Raw genomic sequence first — 22,395 nt, 5'->3', positions numbered from 1 at the left:
GAACCATCTCTTAAAAAATTTTCCAATTTACAATTTCCAATTTTCAGTTGAAAATTTAAAAATTTATAAATTCACTGAAAATTGATTTTTTGAAAATTGGAAATTATTACTAATAATATTTTAGTTTGACCTCGCGGCCTCGCTGATAAAAATATAGCATCAATGTTTTTAAATTAACAATTTTTGGAAGGGTGTGGATAACTTTTAAAAATCGTACCATCCTTTTAGCAGTGCATATTTATATGCGAATAGTTTTTGGGAGTGTGTTATTATGAGTAATTATGAAACCAGTCTTTTTTTTATTGAGGTTGTTTATCTATCCACGGGCAAATAACTGCTTAGGTTGTTACGATACTGCCCGTCAATCTTCTTTCTCAACTTGTACGCATTGCCATGTGAAAGCAGACCTCTATGGGAAGCTAGCGATTCCTCTTTCGCGTTTTGCTTCAGCCTTTTGAACATTCTTCTTTTGGTAGATGTCCTTGGCACCCGATGATGCGGAAAATGCACCCAACCGAGAAAATCTACGCCCGATGCCCACGTTTTAATAAACACCTTATCCGGATGCAGAGACAACTTCAATCGCGTTTCCAAGAAAGCCGATATTTTCGGAAGAAGATTCTCCAAATATTCTTTGCTCTCATGCAAAATGACAAAATCGTCCGCGTACCTGACGCAGTGGGCGACCTTCATTTCCCGTTTCAGAAAGTGATCAAACTCGTTCATGTAAATGTTCACTAATAGCTGCGACGTTAAGTTGCCAAGCGGCAGACCCACGCCGGATCTATTCTCCGTATGAAAGCTTCCGACCACCTCTCTCAATAACCACACTACATCACTGTCCCTTATTCTAGTCTTGAGAATATCGATAAGGATAGTGTGGTCGATATTTGCAAAAAATTTTCGTATATCGCATTTCAGCACCCAAGCGGTGCGCGTGTTATTTTTTGAAACAGCTCGTGCATATGTGCGAAATCTATTCATGGCGCGGTGCGTGCCTTTGCTACGACGGCAGGAAAAAGAATCAAAGATAAATTTGGGGTCGAAGTACGGGTAAAGTGTCCGGTAAATGGCGTGATGCAAGAGCCGGTCGCGCACAGTCGCTTTGTGAATATCGCGCGGCTTCGGGTCGTTGATCCGGAATGCCTGATATGACCCATGCTTATATGTTTTCTCTCGCAGATCGTGGTGTAGCACAAAAATATTATCGGTTAAATGAAGTGAAAATCGTTCAATGTCCTTGCGGCCGCGCTTATTTTTCAGAAATTCGCGCCATGCCGCGAGCAAATTTTCCGTGGAAATGATATCATGGTAGACATGACGCGGCCGCATTTTCCTCTCTCTCGATTCCGCCTCGATTTTGAATCGGATCAAAGAGGGATATTTGATTTGGGTTAATATCGTTCCGCATATTTCTAAGGGAGCACGCTATACGATAGGCGCGCGAATTGAAAATAAATTTCTGGATCTGCTGGAGCTTGCGTATATCGCCTATTTTACCGAAAAGGATAAGAAAGCGGAAAAGATTTCCGACTGCATTTTGATGTTGGACACTTTGAAATTTCTCATTTCAGTTTCTTGGGAAGGGAAACTCATTTCAAACAAGCAATGCGAGGACGTCGCTTTGAAACTTGAGGAAGTCGGCAAGATGTTCGGCGGTTGGAAGAAAAATCTAAATAATCCAGAAAAGAAAAACCGCGACATGTGAAGCCGCGGAAAGAAAACAGTTTCGGAGACGGAACATGAACTTGTTGTCCGGATTCCAGTCGTTCGAAGGCTTCGCCCAATTGTCGTTCAGCCACAAACCATCGTCGTTGCGTTCCAGCTTGAAGACGTTCGGGTTGCCATCGGAGTCGGTGTTGTGCGATGCGTCATCAATGCCACTGTCCATCTGGTGCGCAAGGCGCAAAAGACCGGACTGTATTTTATGCGTGATCGAGAATCAACCAACGCATTGCACCAAGTATTTTCTTTTTTGTTGACTGACACGCGCATCCTCTCCGCCAAGCCTTGACCGAGCGGACTCTCAGTACGCATGAGCCGAAAGGGTCTTGAAAAGCCGTAGCCGTTCAATGCAACCGATCTGAAATAAGTTTATCAGAAAAATCCTTTATAAGCGACGCAGAGCGAGGGAAATGAAAATTCTGATTTTTATTTCCGAGCCGAGGAGTTTATATAGCCCGAAGGGACTTTATTAAACAATAAGTTTTTGCTAAACTGCTCATATATGGAAAAACATCCCCTCCATCTCAAGAATCCTGAACTCCAAACCTCTCCCGAGGTGAATCGTGCCGTAAAGCGCGAGGAGCGGCGCGAGGGCGAAAAAGTTCCCAATGATCCGTCCGAGCGCATAGAGGCATACATGGATCGGCTCGAAAACATTTTCTTGAATCCGGACGAGCGCGTTCGTGAGCGCAATTTGGAAATGTTTCGCGACAAGATATACGACAAGCTCATCATCAAGAAGGAGAATTTTCCCGAATCGTATTTTGAGCTTCAAAAGCGCATTGCGCGTGAGCGGGGCCAGACGGTAGAAGAAATCCCTCCCGATGTCCGCGAACAGATGATGGATGTTGCGATCGAAGATCAGAAACACTCTCTCGACGCATGGATGGAGTATCTCACTTCAAACGATGCGGTCTATCCGGCGTGGTTTAAATACTATGCGTGGAATCAGATCATCAAGCTTTCGCAATTCGACAAAGAGCGCGGCGAGTTTAAGAAGCGCACCGATTCGACTGTGGCTCCATATCCGGACATTTACAGAGAGCCCTTGGCGCAGATCGCCGACCTCTACGAACGATTCAAAGACAACAACGAGGATTCCGAAGCCCGCCGAGAATTCGATAAGAAATTCCCGAGCTTATATGCCGAATTGATCGCCAAATCGCTCGCCGCTTCGATGGAAAACCGTGAGGAGATTCGCGGATCGTGGGTGAAATACGAACAGGGCGACAATGCAGCCGCGCAAAAACTGTTCGAGTCTCTCGAGGGCAAAGGCACTGGTTGGTGTACCGCAGGTCGCTCAACTGCAGAAACCCAGATCGAATCCGGCGACTTTTACGTCTACTACACCAACGACGCTTCCGGCAATCCGACCCAGCCACGTCTCGCCATCCGCATGGAGGGCAAAGGCAGGATCGGCGAAGTGCGCGGCATTCTGCCGCATCAGGGCGTCGAGCCACTGATGCAAGAAACGCTTGACGAAAAACTGGGCGAATTCGGAACGGAAGCCGATGCCTATCGCAAGAAAAGCGAGAACATGCGCATTCTCACGGCACTTGAGAAAAAACATGAACGGAAAGAACCGTTCACCAGAGATGACCTCGTATTTTTGTATGAAATAAACTCGACCATCGCGGGATTCGGTTACGAGAAAGACCCTCGCGTCGCGGAGCTTCGCCGCGATTGCAATGCCGAGGAAGATATGCTCACGATTTTTGAATGCACAAAAGACCAAATCGCTCATGTGCCGAGCCAGATAAACGAAAACACCAAAGCGTATGTCGGCCAACTCGAACCGGGCATATTTCAGAAATTGCCGGAGAATCTTGAGCATGTGTATACGTCATTTCCCGATAAGAAAATCCACAGAGAAAATGTCGAGATAGGAGGAAAATCCGCTGAGCAACTTATTTCCGAAATGGAAGCGGCCGGCATCAATATTTCCGGCTATGCAAAGAGCATGCTTCGAAATCCTGAATTCGTAGCCGGCGGTCGAGAAGAAGCAACACTTATTCGTCTTACCGTTGCCGATCTTGGGTTCAAGAGTAGCGCGACAACCGCTCAAATCATTGGCACAAAAGATGATGTAGATAAAAATGGCAAGCCGGCGCCTTTTACGAGTGGCAGAATCACTGAACTTGGCCTTGAACTCTGTCCTCCCGATACCGGTCCCAACTATCGTTTGAAATATCTGAATCAACCCTTAGGAGAATGGTTCCGCATCGGCATGAAGCAAATTTCCGACTCCGATGGCGGCCCGCTCGTCTTCCGGCTGGCTCGCGACGACGATGGTTTGTGGCTGGACGGCCGTTGGGCGGAGCCTTCGGACGACTGGAATCCGGACTTCAGGTTCATGTTCCGTCTCCGCAAGTTTGGAGCTTAGAGATTTGGTCGCTTTATAACTTTTGGCACTTTGTCTCTTTGATTCTTTGACCCTTTGCATTTGCGGCGCAGCCGCTCGACGCAATTTTTATTAGAACTTTTCAAATCCTAACTTTATTAATTTCTTGCCTGCCTCCTGGCAGGCAAGCTTTGTAAACTATGCCCTCCTAAACAACCCCAGCCGCTCGCCTTTTTTAATTTCCCCTCGTTTTAATTTTTCCAGATAGCTTTTCGCTTCTTCCGTTTTTTGGGGCAGAAACGGCTCCAGCCAGGAAATTATTTTTTCCGCGCCGAATAAAAGCGCGGCTAAAACTTCGTCCAATTTCGGGTCGTTGTTTTTGTTCAGCGACCACGGCTTTTCTTCGTTTATATACACGTCCAAAGCTTTGATAAAGGAAAAAACATCGGCCAGCGCTTCAAAAAGCCTGTAATTTTCCATATGCTTCGCGTAATTTTTTTCCGCCTCTTCCGCCGCGTTTTTAATTTTGACGTCAACAGGCGAATTTTTATCAACTTTCCCGTTTCTAAAATCCGCCAACATGGTAAAAGTCCTTTCAAGCAAATTTCCCACCCCGTTGGCCAAGTCGCTGTTGTATTTATTGGCAAACTCCTCGGCTTTAACGTCGCCATGCTCGGAAGCGGGAAACTGCGACAACAGCAGATATCGCGTCGCGTCCGCGCCGAATTTGTCCGCCAAATCCATGGGGTCTATGATATTGCCGACGGTCTTGCTCATTTTCTGACCGTTGACGGTAAAAAGCCCATGAATGAAAATTTCTTTGGGCAGTGGCAAGCCGGCCGCCAGGAGCATCGCCGGCCAAAAAATCGTATGGAATTTGTTTATCTCGGCGCCGATGACATGGAGATCGGCCGGCCAAAAGGTTTTGAATTTTTCTCCATCCGGATAATCCAAAACGGTGATGTAGTTTATCAGCGCGTCGGCCCAGACGTAAATTGTTTGGTTCGCGTCATACGGAAAAGGTATCCCCCATTTGGTATTTTCCCTGGTGACGGAAAAGTCGGGTAAATCGCTTTTTATTATCGCCAAAGCTTCATTCCTTCTGCTTTCCGGCGTTATCTTGATTTCTCCGCTTTCAATTTTTTCTAGATTGAAGAAAAAGTTTTTCTCCTTTATCTTTTGCGGCGGCAAGAGGTGGTCGGGGCAAAGGCCGTTTACCAAGTTTCTTTCCAGTACAAAATCCTCGCAGCCGACGCAATACAACCCTTCGTAATAGCCTTCATATACATCTCCGCTCTCATGTATTTTTTTTACAAATTCCAGAACACCACTCCTGTGTTTCTCCGAGGTGGTTCGTATAAACTCGTCGTTGGAAATGTTTAAAGCTTTCCAGGCTTGCAAATAGCTTTGGGAAATTTCGTCCACGAATTTTTGCGGTTCTTTGTTCTCTTTTTTGGCCTTCTCTTCTATTTTAGAACCGTGTTCGTCTAGGCCGGTTGAGAACAAAACCTTGTCGCCCTGCGTCCTTTTCCAGCGGGAAATCACGTCGGCGTAAACGACGGCGAAAGCGTGGCCAATGTGCGGCTTGCCGCTGGCGTAATATATGGGGGTGGTGATATAAAACTTGTTCATAACGGCTGAATTTTAATAATATACTATATTATGGTAGCATAAAGCGTGGCAAATATGGGCAACATTCCCGCGAAAATCAAATGGCGCGCGCCGGAGCACGAATATCACGAAAAGGGTCCGGAATGGTTCTGGGTGCTGGGGATTATAACCCTGGCGATGATTCTGGCTGCCGTTATTTTGAGTAATTTCCTTTTCGCGGTGCTCGCCGCCTTGTCCGGATTCTGCATCGCTCTCTATGGGGCAAGAAGGCCGCGCGCGGTAGAGTTTGAGCTTACGCCCAGAGGCATAATGACCTGGGGCAAGATTCACGACTACGACAGCATCAGCCACTTCTGGATAGAATACGACCCGCCCCATAAAAAAGAATTAATACTGGAGATCAAGAAAAAGATGGCGCCCCATCTGGTGATAATGCTCGGCGACGCCGACCCGGAGCTTGTCCGCGAGTATCTTATCCAGTATCTTAGGGAGAAAAAGATAACCGAGAGCTTCGCCGCCTCCATGGCCAGACTGCTGAAGTTTTAACACAGCCCTGCCTGCCCCGTTTAATGCGCCCGTAGCTCAGTGGATAGAGCGCTTCCCTGCGAAGGAAGAGCCGGGCGCACCAGTATTAAACTTTCCGCTCTCATAGTTCAACGGATAGAATACGGCCCTCCGAAGGCCGAGACAGAGGTTCAATTCCTCTTGAGAGCAAAAACTGTTGACTTTCCATTTGTTTAATGCGAGCCTGTTTGACAGACAGGATGTTAACAACTATTTAGTCTTATATCTCAAAACTTTTAATGCGGGAGGAACAGAAATGTATGACGATATTGTTAATCTGTTTATTGAATTGGTTTCTAAATATAACAAAAACCAGAGCGATAAAATACAATCTTCTTTGGAAGACGAGCAAATTGTTTTTGAGCTGGTTTCCGCGGCGGGTTTTAGGGCAAGTCATTTAACTATAGGGCACCTTTTGGGGAACTACATTCATCAAGACGGCGAAGCCACGGGCGAAACTTACAAAATTAATAGTCATTGTCCGTTTAAAGTAATAAGTCATAGTAATAACGACTATTACTTCGCGACTGGCTGGCTAGATTGCGCGTGGAGGGTAGCCAACAATAAGGATGCTGAACAGCTTAAAAAAGAGATTGAGCGTAGCATACCACTTGCTCCAATTTATCTCACGCCCGAAGAAGACTCCTTGATTGAATTTCCTCCGCGAGTCACAGACTTCGCTCTATATCCTTATTTTGTTGACCACGTGCAAGATGCAAGCGAGTTAGGTTTTTTAAGCCTCGGTATCCATGATTATTGCGGCGGCGCCATGGAAAGAACGAGGACATCTGAAAAATTTTCCTCTATCGTTTGCCGCAAATGTTGTCTCCGGATTGCGGTACCTGCTGCAATTAAGACTTACGGAGAACTGAGGCAGTACATGGAATCAAAGCTCTTAAAATAGAACAACTATAGGATTTTAAAAACCCTTCCAGCTCATGAGTTGGAAGGGTTTTTGCTAGGAAAATATTAAAGTTTTACTTCGCCAAGAGTTTAGCTAGTCTTGATTTTTTTCTGTCGGCGGCGCCTTTTTTGATGACTCCTCGTTTGGCCGCTTTGTCTATGGCCTTAAAAGCCAAGGAAAGATTTTTGAGCGCGTCTTCTTTCTTTCCGTCTTCTTTCAGTTTTTTAACCTGTTTGACGGCGGTCTTCATGGCGTTAAGACGGCGCAAATTGAATTCTCTGCGTCTGTTCGACTGCCTTAATGCTTTTTTGGCTGATGAAGTAATGGGCATGTTTCTTCTCCGCCAGAGGCGGATCAGTCAAATTTAAAATTCAAAAATAAAAAATCAAAATGACTGAATAATAAATATTATCCGTAATACTAGCAAATTGTTTTAAAAAAGCAAGATTTGGGCTATTATGGAGCCAATGATCGCTTCCGTTGAGGGTAAAATTAAAATGAAGGGCGATAAGTTCCTGATAGTGGACACGGGCGGCATCGGCCACAAAATATTCGTCCTGCCGTCGGTTCTTAAAAATTCGCCCAAAAACGGGGAGAATTTCCACCTCTGGACGCATCTGCGGGTTAAAGAAGACGCGCTAGACCTCTACGGTTTTGCCCAATATCCGGAGCTGCAATTCTTTGAAACGCTTATCCAGATATCCGGCATCGGCCCGAAGTCGGCCATGGGGATTTTGTCCATCGCTCCGCTAGACACCCTCAAGAAAGCTATCGCCGCCGGAGAAGTCTCTTATCTTACCAAAGTTTCTGGAGTGGGTCGCAAAACGGCGGAAAAAGTGATAATAGAACTGCGGGACAAAATGGGAGAACTGGACGAGGCCGGCAAGGCGATGTTCAAAGACGACCAAAGCGTTTTGGAAGCGCTTGTTTCTCTCGGCTATTCCAACACCGAAGCCCGCGAAGCCCTCAAACAAGTGCCGGACGGGACAACCGGAGTAAACGCCAGAATTAAAGAGGCGTTGAAAATTTTAGGGAAATAAAATGCCCGAACTGCCAGAGGTACAAACCATTGTAAGCGACTTGGAAAAAATTTTGCCCGGTCTCAAAATCGGCGATGTTCAGACTGACTGGGAAAGGATGTTTAAAAACGTCTCTTTTGAAAATTTTAGGAGAGAAGTTGTCGGAGAAAAAGTTTTAAATGTCCGAAGGGTGGGAAAAAATATTCTGATTGATTTAAGCAACAATAAAACGGTCTTAATTCATCAGAAAATGACAGGGCATCTGTTATATGGAAGTTGGAAATTAGAAATTGGAGGTTGGAAAAGCAAAGAAAATGGACCGATTAAAGACGACCCGCAAAACAGATTTATTCACCTGGTTTTTGAATTATCAAACAATAAGCAACTGGCATTAAGCGATTTGCGAAAATTCGCCAAAGTTTTGCTCTGGCCTACCGATAAACTAAATGAGTTAAAAGATACCAAAGATTTAGGCCCCGACCCAACTGACAAAGATTTTGATTTAAAAAAATTCAGAGAACGGCTCGCTGACAAAAAAGGAAGAATTAAAACCGTCTTAATGGACCAAACCGTTTTCGCCGGCATCGGCAATATTTATTCCGACGAGATTTTGTGGCTGGCCGGAATCCACCCGCTTAAACCTGTTCCCTCTTTAACCCAGGAGGAACTGAAAAATATTTACAATTCCGCCAAAAAAATTCTAAAACGCGCGCTGGAAGCCCGCGGCACTTCCGACTCCGACTACCGCGACCCTTACGGCGAAAAAGGTCATTACCAGGAAATTTTATATGTTTACGGCTTAGAAAAACAAAAATGCCAAAAAAACGACGGCGGCATTATAACTAGAATCAAAGTCGGTTCCCGCTCGGCGCATTTCTGCCCCGTCCATCAGAAATTGTAAAAAGAAAAAGAGCAGTCGTTAAGACCTGCTCTTAAACAAAAGGTTTGAAATAAGAATAAAAAGGTCACCCTTGTAATCATAACTAAGTCTACACTCACTTTCCGATATGAATCGGATGTTTCCAAATAACCCTCGGTTAAAAACCAATGAACTTAATTTGCCGATGTTTTTCTTTGATTCTTCACTGTTTTTTATTAGCTCTGAATCCAAAAAATCAACATTATACTTACTTAGAATTTCTTTTTTTTCACGAATGTGACATGGGCAAGAAATTAAAAGAGTCAATGGTTTTGATTTTTCTTTACTTAAAAATTCTAACCACTCTGATATTGGATATTCATTTTCCTCTATAACAACCAGGATATCTTTTGGTCCCAGGAAGATATTACTATTCTTAAAATCCTTAAAAGTAACAACTTCTATACCTTTTGAAAAATAATTGTTTCGAATGAGTCCTGTCTTATTATCATCAAACCAAACGCCAACAAAAAACCTTCCCATCTTGATTTCTCCTTCTCCGCCCTAGCCGGCTTTGTAAAAGAATCAAACTTAATTGGCTAGAATTAAGCTTGAATTATCAAAAAATCTGCTTTTATTATGCACGATTTGGCGATTTTGTCAAGCTCGCCGTTTAAAATTAGAGATTATTAAATTCCTCTACCGACAAACCGGCTTGTTTTACTACAATATTATAAAGCGTGCCGATGGGGATGTCTTTTGAACCGTGCATCGGAACAGTTACGATTTTTGAGCCGTTTTTGTTTCTCAAATACAAATGACTGCCCCGCTGATGAGTTTCAACAAAACCGGCTCTTTTTAGCTTTTGAACAACCTTCTTCGCGCTTAGCCGTTTTAGTTTGCTCATGACAACTAAGCGGTTTTAACCCTATTTGGAATAAATAGTTTAATGTAAGTGCCTTCCGTTTTAAATGCGGTTTGGGAATTTCTCCTTTGTCCTTAACAATTACCTCCAAATAACCGATGGCCGCTTCTTTAACATTGGCTTCGGCTTCAGCAAAGGTATCCCCGAAAGACGAAACGTGATTCAACTCTGGTATAGTCGCTGTAACTTGGCCTGTTTCCTTATCAACATCATATTCAATTTTATATTCAAATTCTTTTGACATGCTCCTATGTTATTCTAACAAAATTGGGCTTGTCAATCGGCTCCCGCTCGACGCATTTCTGCCCCGCACATCAGAAATTATAAACATCCTAAGTTGTGGCAAGCGTCTATTTGCTATAAGCTATAAGCTATAAGCCGTTTATGGACGCCTTAAAAGACCTCAAAAAATTTCTCATTGTAATGGCAATTTTGGGCATCGTCTGGCTTTTTACCGGCGGTCCGTTGCGCCCCAACGCCAAGAGCGGCTGGTGGTTGTTTAAACCGCAGCAACAACACTCCGGAAAGGCGCAAAAGCAAATTAAACTTGAAGAGCAAATTTCCGGCAGGCGCGCCAGCTCTTCCAGCGCCGCGCCGGAAGCGGAGCCGGACATACTGGAAATCAGAAAAGGCCGCGCCACGGAAACCGACCCCAACGAAGAATTCATAGAAATCCGCGCGCCGAGAAAAAACAAAAATCCATACCGCCTTACCGGACTCGCGGTTGAGGGCAGAAACGGTTTGGAGATAACAATAGGCAAAGGGGCGAAGTTCTTTTTCGCCGACGTAATAGCCCAGCCGGAAGAAGATATTTTTCTGCTCCCCGGAGAGAAAGCCGTCGTCTTAACGGGCAGGAGCCAGCTCGGAGTCAGTTTCCAGCTCACAAAATGCACCGGATACTTTGAGCAGCACCGCGACTTCACGCCCAAACTTCCCCTGAACTGCCCTCTGCCGCGGGAAGAAAATCTGCCTTCCAACCTCAACGACGACTGCCTGGACTTCATTGACGGCTTGCCCCGCTGCAAAACCGTCGCTTCCGTTCCGCCTGACCTATCCTCCTTCTGCAACGCCTACGTAAATGAAAAAATAAATTACAAAACCTGTTCCGAAGTTCACAAAAGCGATTCCGATTATTACAAACCGGAGTGGCGGGTGTTTCTCGGACGCGATCTGGAAATGTGGAAAAATTCCCGCGAAACGATAACCCTTAAAGATTCCCGCGGGAAATTGATTGACTCCATCAGCTATTAAATGTATAATGCGGCCATGTCCGGTAATGCGAGAGAAACAAACGCAAGCGCCTTAAAATTTTACAGCGATACGTTAAAAAAACACATCGGTATGGATGAGGTGGTAAAACACATCTCTTCTTACATGAAGAAAGACGCCTCGTCCAAGTACAAAATAACCGTCGGCACCGATTCGGAAGGGGTTAAAGAAACTCACTTCGTCACGGCCATCGCCGTCATAAAAATCGGAAACGGCGGCAGGTATTTCTGGGCGCGGTCGGAAAGAGAATACTGCCCCACCCTCCAGGACAGGATATACAAGGAGACAATTCGGTCCATTGTCATCGTGCAGGAATTGAAAGACGCCATAAAAAGAATTATCGGCAACGACTTTTTGGCTGAGGATAAAATCACCGTCCACTTAGACGTCGGCCTCAACGGCCCGACCAAAGAACTGGTTGATTCCGTCGTCGGCATGGTCAGGGGTTATGGTTTTGAAACGGCCATCAAGCCGTACTCTTACGGCGCATCCGTTCTGGCCGACCGTCATACGTAAAACATATTTCGCCTCGTTGGTCCCGCTACTGGCGGGACGGGCTCAGGCGGCCCCATACCTTTGCCCTGTTAGCTCAGTCGGTAGAGCAGCTCCCTTTTAAGGAGATGGTCGGGGGTTCGATTCCCTCACAGGGCATAATCGGGCAAAGGTACGGGGTAAATGTCGCAGCTTTACCCCGTCACACTCAGAGTGTGACGGGGTCCCTTTTAAGGAGATGGTCCGAGGTTCGAATCCTCGTGGAGGCATTTGCAAAATCTCCCAATCTAAGTTAAAAATACTTGAACGGTTACTTTTAAAACTTCATAAAAATTTTTAAGGAGAAAGGGTTATGGGTGGAATTAATAGGACTGGTGAGCTTGTAACGCCGCCGATAGAATACGAAGGACAGGACGGGGTTTATGGGGGAAGCAAAAAAGAACAAGCTAAACAAGAGATCGAGCTGTGCTTAGCAGAAAGGCTGGGAAACTTTATTAAAGAAAAAACGTCTTACTGTCTAAAGAAAGGGTTGTCAATTAAAGACACAGAACACATAATGCGCCAGGTTGTAAAAAACATACCCAACACATTCTCACTGTTTAATTTTAAAAGTATTGAGCAGACAGAGAAACAGGAAGATGTCGCCGTGCTGCAATTTCAGCAAGCACCATCAACAATACCAAAAGCCGTTCTTTTACAAGGACTGCCATATAACGACAAAGATATTTCAGATACACAAGAATAAATTTTTTCTTCTTAAACTAAGACACACGGCGCGCGCCTGACTGCGGGACAAGTATCACTCCTTTTCCCCGCCCGCAATCATTCTGCGCGCTATTTTTTTATTCAAAACATCAATATAAAAATGATACCTAATTCCAGCGATAGCTTAAAACAGGTATCATTTTTATTTATTTTGCTTTCGTTGATTGAAACAAGTACAATTATTTTATGATTTACATCGGCGCCGACCACCGCGGCTATAATTTAAAAGAAGAAATAAAAAAATTTCTGGCCGAACAAAAATACGCTTTTGAAGATATGGGCAATTCCAAATTCGACCCCAATGACGACTATACCGACTTCGCCAAACTGGTGGCGGAAAAAGTTTCTGAAAAACCGTCCGAACACAAAGGAATCTTAATCTGCGGCTCCGGCGTAGGCGTTGATATTACTGCCAACAAATTCCACGGCGTGCGTTCCGCTTTGGCCGACGACGTCCAAACCGCCAAACAATCCCGCGAACACGACGACACTAACGTCTTGTCCCTGCCCGCCGACGAAGTTGGCTTAGAAACCGCGAAACAGATAATAACTGTCTGGCTCCAAACGCCGTTTTCCAACGGAGAGAAATACAAGAGGAGAATTGGCAAAATAGAATAGGGGTTGAATTTCGGAATAATATCGTTTGCGACCCGCCCGCCACGACTGCCGTCGGGCATGTCGGGCGCGGCGCCTTTCGCAGCGCGACGGCGCGAGAAGAACAAATTTTCAGCAGACCTGCCTGCCGGCAGGCAGGAAATTATGCGAGCCGAGCAAATGATGTTATTCCGAAATTCAACAACGACTCAACTTACCAGAAATTTCTCAAACTCTATCGGCAGTTCCGATTCTCCTCTTCTCTCTTCATGGTAGATTCTCAACATCTCATAGGAGTAATTTTCCAATTCTTCTTCCGTAAAATTTTTGGCGGCTTTAGCGGCTTTTTCGGCCGGAAACGGCTTGAGGCCGGATTCCTTGGCGATGTCTTTGGCGTCGGCGGCCAGCAGCTTCTTCACCATCAGCAGATTTTTTATCTGCCAGAGAATTTTATAAAAAACTTCTTCGGCTTCAACGCCGGCCATTTGCGCCTGCTGGTACAAAATCCACGCTTTGGCTTTATTTTTTTCCGCGAACGCGTCGCAGATGGCGAATGGATTGTAATCAAACGCTTTCTCCAACTTGGAAGCTTCGCTTCCAAGTTGGTATTTCTCAATTTCCTTTGCCGCGCGCCATAAGTCCGAACCGCATTGGGCGATTATTTTTTCAGCTACTTGCGCCGATATTTTTTTCTCACCAAACCATGCTCTTAATTTCACACCCGAAAGCGGCTCAAAAATTTGAACTTTGGCGGCACGCTTTTTAAGGTTTTCCAAAATTTCATCGTCCAAATCTTCCTCCCAAAACAGGAAAATATTTTCCGACTCGGCGCATTGCTCGATTTTGCCAATCACAAAATCCGCCGCCGGTTTGTTTTCCATCACCCTGTCGCAAACCACTACGTATTTTTTCTCAAACAAAGTTCTGGCTTTCAGCAATTCCTCAAACTCTTGCCCGCTGAAACTTTCCCCGTCAATTCTGAAAAACCCCAGTTCTGAAACCTTGGTCTTAAAATGATTCAGCAGTTCATTGAGCTTTTCTCTGCTCCTGTATGTATCTTTGCCGTAAATGAGGTAAAACATAAATTAAACTTTGTATTCTTTCATCTCCTCCCAATTATCCCCGACTTCGGCGTTTACTTTCAACGGCACTTCGTTGGCATGCACGCCCTCCATCGCCTCTATTATAATCGGGGCGGCTTGAGCGACGGCGCTTTCTTTAACTTCAAAAAGCAACTCATCGTGGATCTGAAGAAGCATTCGCACATAGTCTTTCAATCCTTTTTCTGCCAAAATCTTGTCCACTCGCACCATCGCCAGTTTTATAAAATCGGCCGAGGTGCCTTGTATCGGCATATTCACCGCCATGCGCTCCGCTTCTTTCCTTATGTATTCCTGGGGCGACTTGATTTCCGGGAAATATCTGCGCCTTCCGAACAAAGTTTCCGTCCAGCCGTTTTCTCTGGCGAATTTTTTTGTTTTCTCTATGTAACCTTTCAAGTCGCTGAAACTTTTGAAATATTCGTCGTAAAACTTTTGCGCTTCTTCTCTGGTGCCGCCCAGATTTTGCCGCAAAGCGTTGATGCCCATGCCATAGAGTACTCCAAAATTTATGACTTTAATTTTCCGCCTCATTTCCGGCGTAACATCTTCCGGCTTTACCTTAAACACTTTGGCCGCCGCCGAATTGTGCGCGTCCTCGCCTTTTTTAAAGATCTCCACTAGATTCTTATCGCCGCTTAGAATCGCCGCCACCCGCAAATCAATCTGCGAGTAATCAAAGTCAACCAGTTTGAATCCTTTGTCGGCAATAAACGCCCGCCGCACCTCTCTTCCCCTCTCCGACCTCTTCGGGATATTTTGTAAATTGGGATTCTCCGATGACAGTCGGCCCGTAACCGTGCCGAAAGAATCAAAATGCGTGTGTAAGCGATTATCCTTATCCGCCAGTTTCGGCAGGGCGTCTATGTAGGTGGAAAGCAGTTTGGAAATTTCCCTGAACTCCATCAGGTGGTCAATAATTTCATGCGAGCCCTTGAGCTTCATCAACTGGCTGACGTTGGTGGAGTAAGCGCCGGTAGCCGTCTTCTTCGGCCGGGCTCCGCCCAAACCCAGCTTCACAAACAAAATTTCTCCAAGTTGCTTTGGCGAGTTTATATTGAACTCCTCTCCGGCCAGATTCCAAATTTTTTTCTGAAGTTCGTCCAGCTCTTTATGCTTTTCTTCGGATAATTTTTTCAAGTAATCCACGTCCAGCAAAACCCCCGCCTTCTCCATCTCCGTTAAAATTTTTTCCAAAGGCTTCTCAATTTCTTTTTGCAGCTTTTCCGGAACTTCAGTTTTGCCGGATGATGTTTTTTGCGCCGCGTTTTCTTTTTCATTTGTTTCTTTTTCTTTGACGGCGATTTTTTCTTTTTCCGGCGCGTTCACCGCTTCTCCGTTTTTTCCCGGCAGCCTGTTTATCAAACTCCTGAAGCCGAGCTCGTTGAAAATATTTTTTATTTTTTCCGGATCAAAATTTTTCTTCCAGGACACGTCATCAAGAGAAAATTCTATCGGCGCGTCTCTTCTTATCTCCGCCAAAGTCTTGCTGAACCGCGCCTCCTCTTCCGAGTTTTTTAACAACTCAACCACGCGGGGTTTGGCTTCAACTTTTCCTTTAGCCAACTCGCCGTACAAATTTTCTATGCCGCCGTATTTTTTTATCAGCTCCGTGGCAGTTTTATCTCCTATGCCTTTGACTCCGATGATGTTGTCCGACGGGTCGCCTTTGAGCGCCTTGAAGTCCGGTATCATTTCCGGCCCGAAGCCATATCTTTCGTTGACCATTTTTTCATCATAGATAACCGTGTCGTTTATTCCTTTCTTGAGAGTGTAAACCACCACGTCGCCATTCTTCACGAGCTGGAGAGTGTCCATGTCTCCGGATGCGATTACCGTTTGTATCTCTCCCGATTTATCTTTTACTTTTTCCACCACCGTTCCCAGCACATCGTCGGCTTCAAAACCAGGCGCGGCGTAAACCGGAACGTTAAATTCTTTTAAAATATCGCGCGAGCGGTTTATCTGCTTGGCCAGCGCGTCGTCCATCTTCGGCCGCTTGGCTTTGTAGTCTTCGTAAGCGGCGTGGCGGAAAGTCGGCTGCGGCATATCATACGCGGCGGCGATGTAATCCGGCTTCAATTCCCGTATAACCTTGAGCAAAAAGGCTGTGAAACCATAAAGAGCTCCCGTCGGCTCGCCCTTCGGCGAAGTGAAGTCTGGAAGCGCGTGAAACGCCCGGTGCAATATCGCGTGGGCGTCTAAAAGGACCAGTATTTTGCGGTTATCTTTTCCCATAGTTTTATTAGTTTAATTTTAACACCTGTTTAGGAAAATAAAAAAGCAGACTCGGTGAAACGTCTGCTTTTTCAGTTTTACAAATTTTTATTTTTTAAATTAATTTGAAGATTTTAATCTGTACATAGAGTATTTTTCATTCGATTTCACAAATTCATAACTTTCGGGAATTTTACTTTTGCAGTTATTGGAAATAACCAAAAAATGATTCTCTTCTATGTATGTCGCTTCTTTTGGGTTTAGCTTAATTCCAAAAGAACAATCGCCAAGGCAATCACAATCTCTCTCCATCACACCCTCCTTTTTGTAAAACTTTTAAGAAATTTATTTCAAAAAACTTTTGTTTAAGATTATCAGTTTGGAGCCGTTTTGCAATCTGCCGTTTAAATAATTTCTATTTCCCTTTTGTCCCCCGCCAAGTGTTTGAAATTTATTCTCACGCAATTTTTCGGCAGGATTTTTTCTATTTTGTCAGCCCATTCCACCAGCACGATGTTTTCCGGATTTGAAATTATTTCCTCCCAGCCGAGATTTAAAATTTCTTTTTCATCATGAATCCTGTAAACATCAAAATGATAAAGGTTCTTAAATTTTGACTTTTGGTTTTTTATTTTTGATTTTCTAAATATTATGAATGTCGGGCTTTTGGTTTTTTCCTCAATCCCTAACCCATCCGCGAACCCCCGCGCGAAAGTCGTCTTGCCGCCGCCCAGATATCCTATCAGCGCCACCACAACCGCCCCTTCGCCCCCAATGTCAAGGTTCAACCTTGACATTGCCTTTCCGGCCAAAATTTCTTCCGCCAAATCTCTGGCGATTTTTTGAGTGTCGTCTTGATTGTTTGAAATAAAAATTTTCATAACAACATCCTAGCACAAGAGAAAATAATCCAAAAAAACAAAAGCGACAGCAAGAAAGCGATCGCATTTTATCGGTCATGTTTTATGATACAAATTATTCTTTTCTATGTAGTCGGCTATTGTTTCCGGTACAAGGAACTTGTACCGGCCATCATTATTTTTAACCATATCGCGTATTTGGGTGCTTGATATTGGTTTAACCTCCCCGTCAAAAATTATTATATTACCGCTATGAGAAAAATTTTCCGGCAGTTCATAACCTTTTCTTTTTATTATTATAAACGACTCTTCATTATCAAATAACCCATATTTGATATTTAAAAACCCGTCCAATCCTATTAGTTGAGTTACTTGTATGTCAGGTTGCGATTTTATCTCCTCCAATATTTCATGTGTAAACTTTCCGCTCTTATCATCTAATTCTGCCGTAATCAGTTTTGCGGGAATATCTATCCTAGTCTTCAAATACTCAACAAAAAGATTCCCAATGACCCGCCGATGCTTATAATCGGTTGTGATGTTTTTATCATCGCGCTTGCCTGACGGCATAATCCAAAGCTCATCAAATTTATTTTTATTTTTTTCAAGAACTTTTATAACAGCTTCCGCGTGCCCGCAATGAGGAGGATTAAAAGCACCCGGGAAAAGCAAAATTTTTCTCATGGTTAAATTTGGTCATGCTGACAATTATATAATACTCGCATTATATAATTTTTTCCCAATACAACAAAAGGCAGACATATGCCTTATTTACTGAATTTCTTTTTTAATTATTTCAGCGACTTCTTCGGGTGTTTTATCGTCTGTGTTTATTTCCAAAAACTGCCCAAACTTCATACTGAAAGAGTCTTGGTCGGGAATTATTTTATCTATAAAATCAAATTCGGCTGGATTGTCAGCCCCGTCTCTTGCCCTTTCCACTCTCCTTTTGTGTCTAACTTCTTTTGAAGCCCTAAGCCAAACAAAAAGAAAATCCGTTTTTTCATTAAGATTGTTTACAAACGAATCAAGCTGAGCCTGATTTCTGATAATCCCGCAAATTATGACAATGCCGTAATTTTCTTGCTCAAAGTTTTTTACTAAAGAGATTGAATTTTTTATCACCAATCTGTCCGTTTTTTCATTGACTCCGAAAGGATTGACCGCGACAAGAGCGTCGCCTGATATGTAAGCTGAATTTTCAAAGCGGCCAAGCAGGACTTTTGCGGTTGTTGTTTTTCCCGTCCCGCCTTGCCCATTTATTGAAATGATTTTCATAATATAAAATCTTCTTCTTTTAATTGCGCTTGCCTTAAAATTGATTTGAAAGTCCCGTGCGGAATTTCTTTTTTATTTGCAGGAATAATGACTGTTAAAACCGCGGAACTGTTTTTTCTATACTTTATATGACTTCCTCTTTGTGAAACAAAAACAAAGTCCTTGCTTTCAAGGACTTTGATAATGGTTTTTGAGGAACACAGTTTAGGCATATTGCAATTCTTCGCTAATGATAACAGGATTGCCTACTTTCTTGATTTTAGGAAATTTCATATCTTCAAAATATAGTTCCAGTGCTTCCTTTATATTTTTTATCGCCTCCGGCTTAGTCCTACCAAAACTGGATACGTCAACATTAAGACACTGGGCAACATAGTATTTACCCTCTTTCCATAAGACATTTTTTAGCTCCAGCTTCTTCATGGTTTAATGTTATCCGAATGAAAACTTAAAATCAATACTTGATTTTATACAACAAAAGGCAGACGTAAAATTGCCTTTTGCCGCAATTCTATATCTGCCTCCTTTCTTTCCGCCCATTCGCGGAAAAATTAAATGGAATCTTTTGTCCTTAAGGAACAAGATGTCGGGCGGGGATTCCATAATCCCAACCCAGGCGCGAAAACGGAAAGAGCCGTTTATCGCTTCTGTTGACAGGCCGCCTCCTTCATTCGGCCCCGAATAAGACGGAGTTTAATTCCCTTTTTAATTCACAGAACTCTTTTCCCATTCCGCGAAGGATGTTTTTGACATCCTGGTCTTTTAGGTTTGAAACAAATGTGTCCAAATGACACAATATTTCAGCCAAATGACCATGCTCGCCGGAAATTATCGTTCCGTATTCTTTAGAAATTACTCCGTCCACATATTCATTCATTTCCGGCATCGTGCTGTATATAAAGAAAAAAGCTTTTTCGCACTTTTTCTTAACCAGCCTCGCCAGATGAGTGCCTCGGCAAATACTACTGCCTCCGCACTCTTCCGGTACAAATATCTGCCCAGAAACAACGAACAGTGTGTCCTTGTTCTCAGCAAACCAGAGAACTCTGTCAGGATTGTTTGTGTAAAAAATCTCTTCCGCCAAAGACGGGTTTAGCTTTTTAACACAGTTCTTTATCCCAGCCAGGTTTTCGCGATCCCTTTGAACAACGGCAATTGGAATTTTCAATACAATCACCCCCTTTCATTAAGGTTTTCCCCAAGACTCGCCTTTCGGCTACCTTTTCAACCATTCCTACCGCGCTCTCTCGCGAATGGAACAGTATCAAGAACTTGGAGTATGGTTAGAGAAGTAAAATTGAGAAATGTCATCGGCCACTTGGCCGGCCGTTTCGCCTGAAATAGCGATGAATCGCTTCATCGTACTTCTTTTTGCCCTCAACAAGAGCTTCCTCTTGTTTTCGGGTATTTTCAGCAAGCTCCTTGCTTTGCTCCCTAGCTATGTTTTCAGCAACTTTTTTAACTTCATCCATGGTTGGTTTCAGCTCCTTGAGGAATTCGGCGTTTACCGTTACCCCTCTCGCTTGAGCCAAAACCTGCTCAAGAGAAACGGCATCGCACTCCTCGGTGCCGTTTTCCTTTGCAACCGTGACGGAAACGCCACAGAACATCAGGCCAACCAATAACATTACAACAAAAAATTTACGCATTTTCTTTCCTCCTAAGTCAGTGTTCAATCTGAATATACTCACGCGAGTATATTTTATACTTTTACCTCTTCTCCTTAAAATATCTCAACGTAACTCGGGAAATTATCTTTTATTGCTTGTATGATTTCCTTTTTCTTGTTCGGGTATTTTTTTAATATTTCTTTAATTCTGTCTATTTCGGCTTTAACCAAAGCCGTGTTAAAAGCCGTCTGTCCAAGTTCAGCCAAACATCCAGCATCGGATGGTGTCAGGCCAATTTTTTTATAAGTTTCTATCTTATTAATCAGGGCCTTATTTCTTGCTTGTCTTGTCATATCTTCTATTTCCATAAACTTTCTCCTAAAAAAGATTCCAATATGAAGTTATAAAAGTACTTCGGGAAATTTAATTCCCTTTCAGAAATTTTGAAACAAATCAAAATCTCTGAAAGAAAGAGATTTTTAAGAGAATCTCGGAAACTCTTAAATATTTGGGTCTGAGGTTCTGCTCCCTCTCGGCTCTAGTGTGTTGGTTTATAAAACCATACCCTGGATACGAAAGCGCGGTCTCGCCTGCCTTATTTTATTCGCGCAGGTCCCCCGCTCACGTTTTCTGACGCTGTTTAATTTCCGCAGTATCAGCTCTGCGGGGCGCCGCCTCACGTCGCCTCATCTTCGGTAGGTGGCCTAACGGAAATAGCCAACTCTACTACCATGAGTTCCCCATTTATCATTCTATATGTCCCAAAAAAGCGATTTTCCGTTGGGATATACATGGGGTCCACCTTGACAGATACAACCTGCCCATACTTGGCGGAAAATTCAGGACTTACAACAAAGTTGTTCATGAATGTTTCGATATCCATACAACGCCTCCTTTCGGCTTTAGGCCAAAAAAGTGAAAGAAAAAAGAAAAGTAAACAACCATCAAGACTGTGGCTGTTTGACGACAACACCTTCCCCGGCAAGGGCTTTTTTCACCTCCTTTAGTTTTATGCCCCTGGTAAAAAGTTTTTGTCTAAGATTATCCGGGGTTATACCTAATACATTAGCCAACTTAACATTATTATCATGCCCCCGCTCAACCAACTTCACGAAAACCTTGTTTTCCACATTAAACATCGCTTCTTCCAATTTAGCGCCATCTTCCACACTTCTTGCTATTAACTCGGCCACATCGTCTATTGTCCCGTTTTCTCCATCAATCTCAACAACACGGCTTTTTTGTATCTCGCGTAAATCTTCTATCAATCTCCTTGCCCCGTTGATTGCCTCTTCTACCTTACCTACCGGCACACTCATCATTTTCGTTGACATGGTTTTTCTCCTTTTCAGAAAATTTTCAGATTCCAAATATTAAATTAAAAAGTACTATCCTTCGGGAAAACATTTTCCCTTTCAGAAACTGCTCCTGCGAACAATCTCTGAAAGGGAGGCGAACGGAGAAAATTTTGAAATTCTTTTGCTCGCCTTTATGTTATCTCCGCGATTATTTGGCGGAGATTGATGTTTTTGGCAGATGTACAGAGAACCTCTGTACTTAGCAAGCGTGGTGGCCTGCCACACACACTTTCCACTTAACCGTTCCACTTCCCATAAACAGCTTGGGGTCATGAACGATCCTAAACATTAAAGGCATGTTTGATGGGATTTACCCCTCAAAACACAAGAAGCGATCTGCCTTCGCTCCTCGGAGTTCAATGTACTCTCGGGAAATAAATTTCCCTTCCGAAAAATATTTTCTAAACCGTGCCAGGACCCCCGAAGCGGATGACCATGGCAGGTTGAAAATATTTTTTGGAAGGGAGGCTATTTTTTGAAATAGCCTTATTTGAAATGAGTTTTGGAATGAATGGTTGAAATGGTTTATTTATAATGAGGGCGGGGATAACCTACGCCTGTTTGTGGCTTGAGGAAAATTGTTTTACCAACTTCCTCTTTCTTCCTCCCGTCCCACATAAAACCATTTTCTTTTAAAATCTTACTCGCCTCTTTTTCCAACTCCAATTCCTTCGTACTCATTTTGAATCTCCTTTTCCAAAAAAGATTTAAATATAAAGTACTTTGGGACACTTGCCCCTTCGTTGGCCATAAACATTTCCTTATTCCTAAAGAAACCCCATATAATTTACGACCACAGAAGGAGCAAGCGCTCCATCAGATTGTCTAAACGCCGGGCAAATTCATCGTTTCTTGGGACCGTCGGCCTTAAAAGGCCTAAATTATATTGCATATTGTCCCGAAC

General features: G+C 43.7%; 29 protein-coding genes and 2 tRNA genes. 12 read left to right on the top strand and 19 right to left on the bottom strand.

Features of this window, described 5'->3' with window-relative positions:
• Positions 1–312: 312 nt before the first annotated feature.
• Positions 313–1,332, bottom strand: a complete 1,020-nt coding sequence (locus HUT38_03085) for a hypothetical protein (protein ID NUQ57441.1) — start codon at positions 1,330–1,332, stop codon at positions 313–315.
• Positions 1,333–1,384: 52 nt separating this feature from the next.
• Between HUT38_03085 and HUT38_03080 the strand changes: the two genes are divergently transcribed.
• Together HUT38_03080 and HUT38_03075 are read left to right on the top strand one after the other, a co-directional pair.
• Positions 1,385–1,708: a four helix bundle protein gene (locus HUT38_03080; protein ID NUQ57440.1), complete on the top strand. Its 324-nt coding sequence runs from the start codon at positions 1,385–1,387 to the stop codon at positions 1,706–1,708.
• A 519-nt stretch (positions 1,709–2,227) separates the two neighbouring features.
• Entirely contained in the window at positions 2,228–4,108 is a 1,881-nt protein-coding gene (locus HUT38_03075; GenBank protein ID NUQ57439.1) for a hypothetical protein, read from the top strand.
• Positions 4,109–4,264: 156 nt separating this feature from the next.
• Here HUT38_03075 and HUT38_03070 read toward each other — a convergent pair whose 3' ends face one another.
• Entirely contained in the window at positions 4,265–5,698 is a 1,434-nt protein-coding gene (locus tag HUT38_03070) for a methionine--tRNA ligase (GenBank protein NUQ57438.1), read from the bottom strand.
• A gap of 54 nt (positions 5,699–5,752) precedes the next feature.
• On the opposite strand from HUT38_03070, the gene HUT38_03065 reads away from it, so the two are divergent.
• The 3 genes from HUT38_03065 to HUT38_03055 all read left to right on the top strand — a co-directional run bounded on the left by HUT38_03065 (position 5,753) and on the right by HUT38_03055 (position 7,145).
• Complete coding sequence (locus HUT38_03065) at positions 5,753–6,223, top strand: hypothetical protein (protein NUQ57437.1); 471 nt, start codon at positions 5,753–5,755, stop codon at positions 6,221–6,223.
• Positions 6,224–6,319: 96 nt separating this feature from the next.
• Positions 6,320–6,391: transfer RNA gene (locus tag HUT38_03060), tRNA-Arg, on the top strand.
• A 106-nt stretch (positions 6,392–6,497) separates the two neighbouring features.
• A complete protein-coding gene (locus HUT38_03055) occupies positions 6,498–7,145 on the top strand; it encodes a hypothetical protein (GenBank protein ID NUQ57436.1) in 648 nt (215 codons plus the stop codon).
• 73 nt (positions 7,146–7,218) lie between these two features.
• On the opposite strand, the gene rpsT is transcribed toward HUT38_03055, so the two are convergent.
• A complete protein-coding gene (rpsT, locus tag HUT38_03050; GenBank protein ID NUQ57435.1) occupies positions 7,219–7,476 on the bottom strand; it encodes a 30S ribosomal protein S20 in 258 nt (85 codons plus the stop codon).
• Between the two features lie 127 nt (positions 7,477–7,603).
• On the opposite strand from rpsT, the gene ruvA reads away from it, so the two are divergent.
• Complete coding sequence (gene ruvA / locus HUT38_03045; protein NUQ57434.1) at positions 7,604–8,185, top strand: Holliday junction branch migration protein RuvA; 582 nt, start codon at positions 7,604–7,606, stop codon at positions 8,183–8,185.
• A gap of 1 nt (position 8,186) precedes the next feature.
• Positions 8,187–9,065, top strand: coding sequence for a DNA-formamidopyrimidine glycosylase (gene mutM, locus HUT38_03040; GenBank protein NUQ57433.1), 879 nt, complete (start codon positions 8,187–8,189; stop codon positions 9,063–9,065).
• A gap of 18 nt (positions 9,066–9,083) precedes the next feature.
• Here mutM and HUT38_03035 read toward each other — a convergent pair whose 3' ends face one another.
• The 3 genes from HUT38_03035 to HUT38_03025 form a co-directional block, all read right to left on the bottom strand.
• The gene (locus HUT38_03035; GenBank protein NUQ57432.1) at positions 9,084–9,566 is read right to left on the bottom strand and encodes a hypothetical protein; all 483 of its coding nucleotides are present in this window, start codon (positions 9,564–9,566) and stop codon (positions 9,084–9,086) included.
• Positions 9,567–9,702: 136 nt separating this feature from the next.
• On the bottom strand, positions 9,703–9,930 hold the full coding sequence (locus tag HUT38_03030) for a type II toxin-antitoxin system HicA family toxin (GenBank protein ID NUQ57431.1): 228 nt from the start codon (positions 9,928–9,930) through the stop codon (positions 9,703–9,705).
• Positions 9,863–10,192: a type II toxin-antitoxin system HicB family antitoxin gene (locus tag HUT38_03025; protein NUQ57430.1), complete on the bottom strand. Its 330-nt coding sequence runs from the start codon at positions 10,190–10,192 to the stop codon at positions 9,863–9,865. The genes HUT38_03030 and HUT38_03025 overlap by 68 nt, the downstream gene beginning before the upstream one ends.
• Positions 10,193–10,332: 140 nt before the next feature.
• Here HUT38_03025 and HUT38_03020 point away from each other — a divergent pair, with 140 nt between their 5' ends.
• From HUT38_03020 to HUT38_03000, 5 genes are all read left to right on the top strand, one after another.
• On the top strand, positions 10,333–11,199 hold the full coding sequence (locus HUT38_03020) for a hypothetical protein (protein ID NUQ57429.1): 867 nt from the start codon (positions 10,333–10,335) through the stop codon (positions 11,197–11,199).
• 15 nt (positions 11,200–11,214) lie between these two features.
• Positions 11,215–11,733: a hypothetical protein gene (locus HUT38_03015; GenBank protein NUQ57428.1), complete on the top strand. Its 519-nt coding sequence runs from the start codon at positions 11,215–11,217 to the stop codon at positions 11,731–11,733.
• A gap of 62 nt (positions 11,734–11,795) precedes the next feature.
• Positions 11,796–11,868: transfer RNA gene (locus tag HUT38_03010), tRNA-Lys, on the top strand.
• Between the two features lie 193 nt (positions 11,869–12,061).
• Entirely contained in the window at positions 12,062–12,454 is a 393-nt protein-coding gene (locus tag HUT38_03005) for a hypothetical protein (GenBank protein ID NUQ57427.1), read from the top strand.
• 206 nt (positions 12,455–12,660) lie between these two features.
• Positions 12,661–13,092, top strand: coding sequence for an RpiB/LacA/LacB family sugar-phosphate isomerase (locus tag HUT38_03000; protein ID NUQ57426.1), 432 nt, complete (start codon positions 12,661–12,663; stop codon positions 13,090–13,092).
• A 185-nt stretch (positions 13,093–13,277) separates the two neighbouring features.
• Here HUT38_03000 and HUT38_02995 read toward each other — a convergent pair whose 3' ends face one another.
• From HUT38_02995 to HUT38_02935, 13 genes are all read right to left on the bottom strand, one after another.
• Positions 13,278–14,150, bottom strand: a complete 873-nt coding sequence (locus HUT38_02995; GenBank protein NUQ57425.1) for a hypothetical protein — start codon at positions 14,148–14,150, stop codon at positions 13,278–13,280.
• A 3-nt stretch (positions 14,151–14,153) separates the two neighbouring features.
• A complete protein-coding gene (locus tag HUT38_02990; GenBank protein NUQ57424.1) occupies positions 14,154–16,406 on the bottom strand; it encodes a hypothetical protein in 2,253 nt (750 codons plus the stop codon).
• Between the two features lie 383 nt (positions 16,407–16,789).
• Positions 16,790–17,266: a tRNA (adenosine(37)-N6)-threonylcarbamoyltransferase complex ATPase subunit type 1 TsaE gene (tsaE, locus tag HUT38_02985; GenBank protein ID NUQ57423.1), complete on the bottom strand. Its 477-nt coding sequence runs from the start codon at positions 17,264–17,266 to the stop codon at positions 16,790–16,792.
• 75 nt (positions 17,267–17,341) lie between these two features.
• On the bottom strand, positions 17,342–17,929 hold the full coding sequence (locus tag HUT38_02980; protein NUQ57422.1) for a hypothetical protein: 588 nt from the start codon (positions 17,927–17,929) through the stop codon (positions 17,342–17,344).
• 87 nt (positions 17,930–18,016) lie between these two features.
• Entirely contained in the window at positions 18,017–18,523 is a 507-nt protein-coding gene (locus HUT38_02975; GenBank protein NUQ57421.1) for a hypothetical protein, read from the bottom strand.
• A complete protein-coding gene (locus HUT38_02970) occupies positions 18,520–18,735 on the bottom strand; it encodes a type II toxin-antitoxin system HicA family toxin (protein ID NUQ57420.1) in 216 nt (71 codons plus the stop codon). The genes HUT38_02975 and HUT38_02970 overlap by 4 nt, the downstream gene beginning before the upstream one ends.
• Positions 18,728–18,946: a type II toxin-antitoxin system HicB family antitoxin gene (locus HUT38_02965; protein ID NUQ57419.1), complete on the bottom strand. Its 219-nt coding sequence runs from the start codon at positions 18,944–18,946 to the stop codon at positions 18,728–18,730. The genes HUT38_02970 and HUT38_02965 overlap by 8 nt, the downstream gene beginning before the upstream one ends.
• A 244-nt stretch (positions 18,947–19,190) precedes the next feature.
• Positions 19,191–19,691 (bottom strand): hypothetical protein, encoded by a 501-nt coding sequence (locus HUT38_02960; GenBank protein NUQ57418.1) that lies wholly within the window; start codon positions 19,689–19,691, stop codon positions 19,191–19,193.
• Between the two features lie 139 nt (positions 19,692–19,830).
• Positions 19,831–20,172 (bottom strand): hypothetical protein, encoded by a 342-nt coding sequence (locus HUT38_02955; GenBank protein NUQ57417.1) that lies wholly within the window; start codon positions 20,170–20,172, stop codon positions 19,831–19,833.
• A 74-nt stretch (positions 20,173–20,246) separates the two neighbouring features.
• Positions 20,247–20,501 (bottom strand): hypothetical protein, encoded by a 255-nt coding sequence (locus tag HUT38_02950; GenBank protein NUQ57416.1) that lies wholly within the window; start codon positions 20,499–20,501, stop codon positions 20,247–20,249.
• Between the two features lie 308 nt (positions 20,502–20,809).
• Positions 20,810–21,016 (bottom strand): hypothetical protein, encoded by a 207-nt coding sequence (locus HUT38_02945; GenBank protein NUQ57415.1) that lies wholly within the window; start codon positions 21,014–21,016, stop codon positions 20,810–20,812.
• A 61-nt stretch (positions 21,017–21,077) separates the two neighbouring features.
• Positions 21,078–21,467 carry a hypothetical protein gene (locus HUT38_02940; GenBank protein NUQ57414.1) on the bottom strand — a complete coding sequence of 130 codons (390 nt, stop codon included), beginning with the start codon at positions 21,465–21,467 and terminating at the stop codon, positions 21,078–21,080.
• 549 nt (positions 21,468–22,016) lie between these two features.
• Entirely contained in the window at positions 22,017–22,172 is a 156-nt protein-coding gene (locus HUT38_02935) for a hypothetical protein (GenBank protein NUQ57413.1), read from the bottom strand.
• Positions 22,173–22,395: the final 223 nt, after the last annotated feature.

Source organism: Candidatus Paceibacter sp., assembly GCA_013360865.1.
In the GTDB taxonomy this organism is placed as follows: Bacteria; Patescibacteriota; Minisyncoccia; order UBA9983; family UBA9983; genus SURF-57.
Note: the sequence above shows the minus strand (reverse complement) of the source record. Positions and strands in the feature narration are given on the sequence as shown.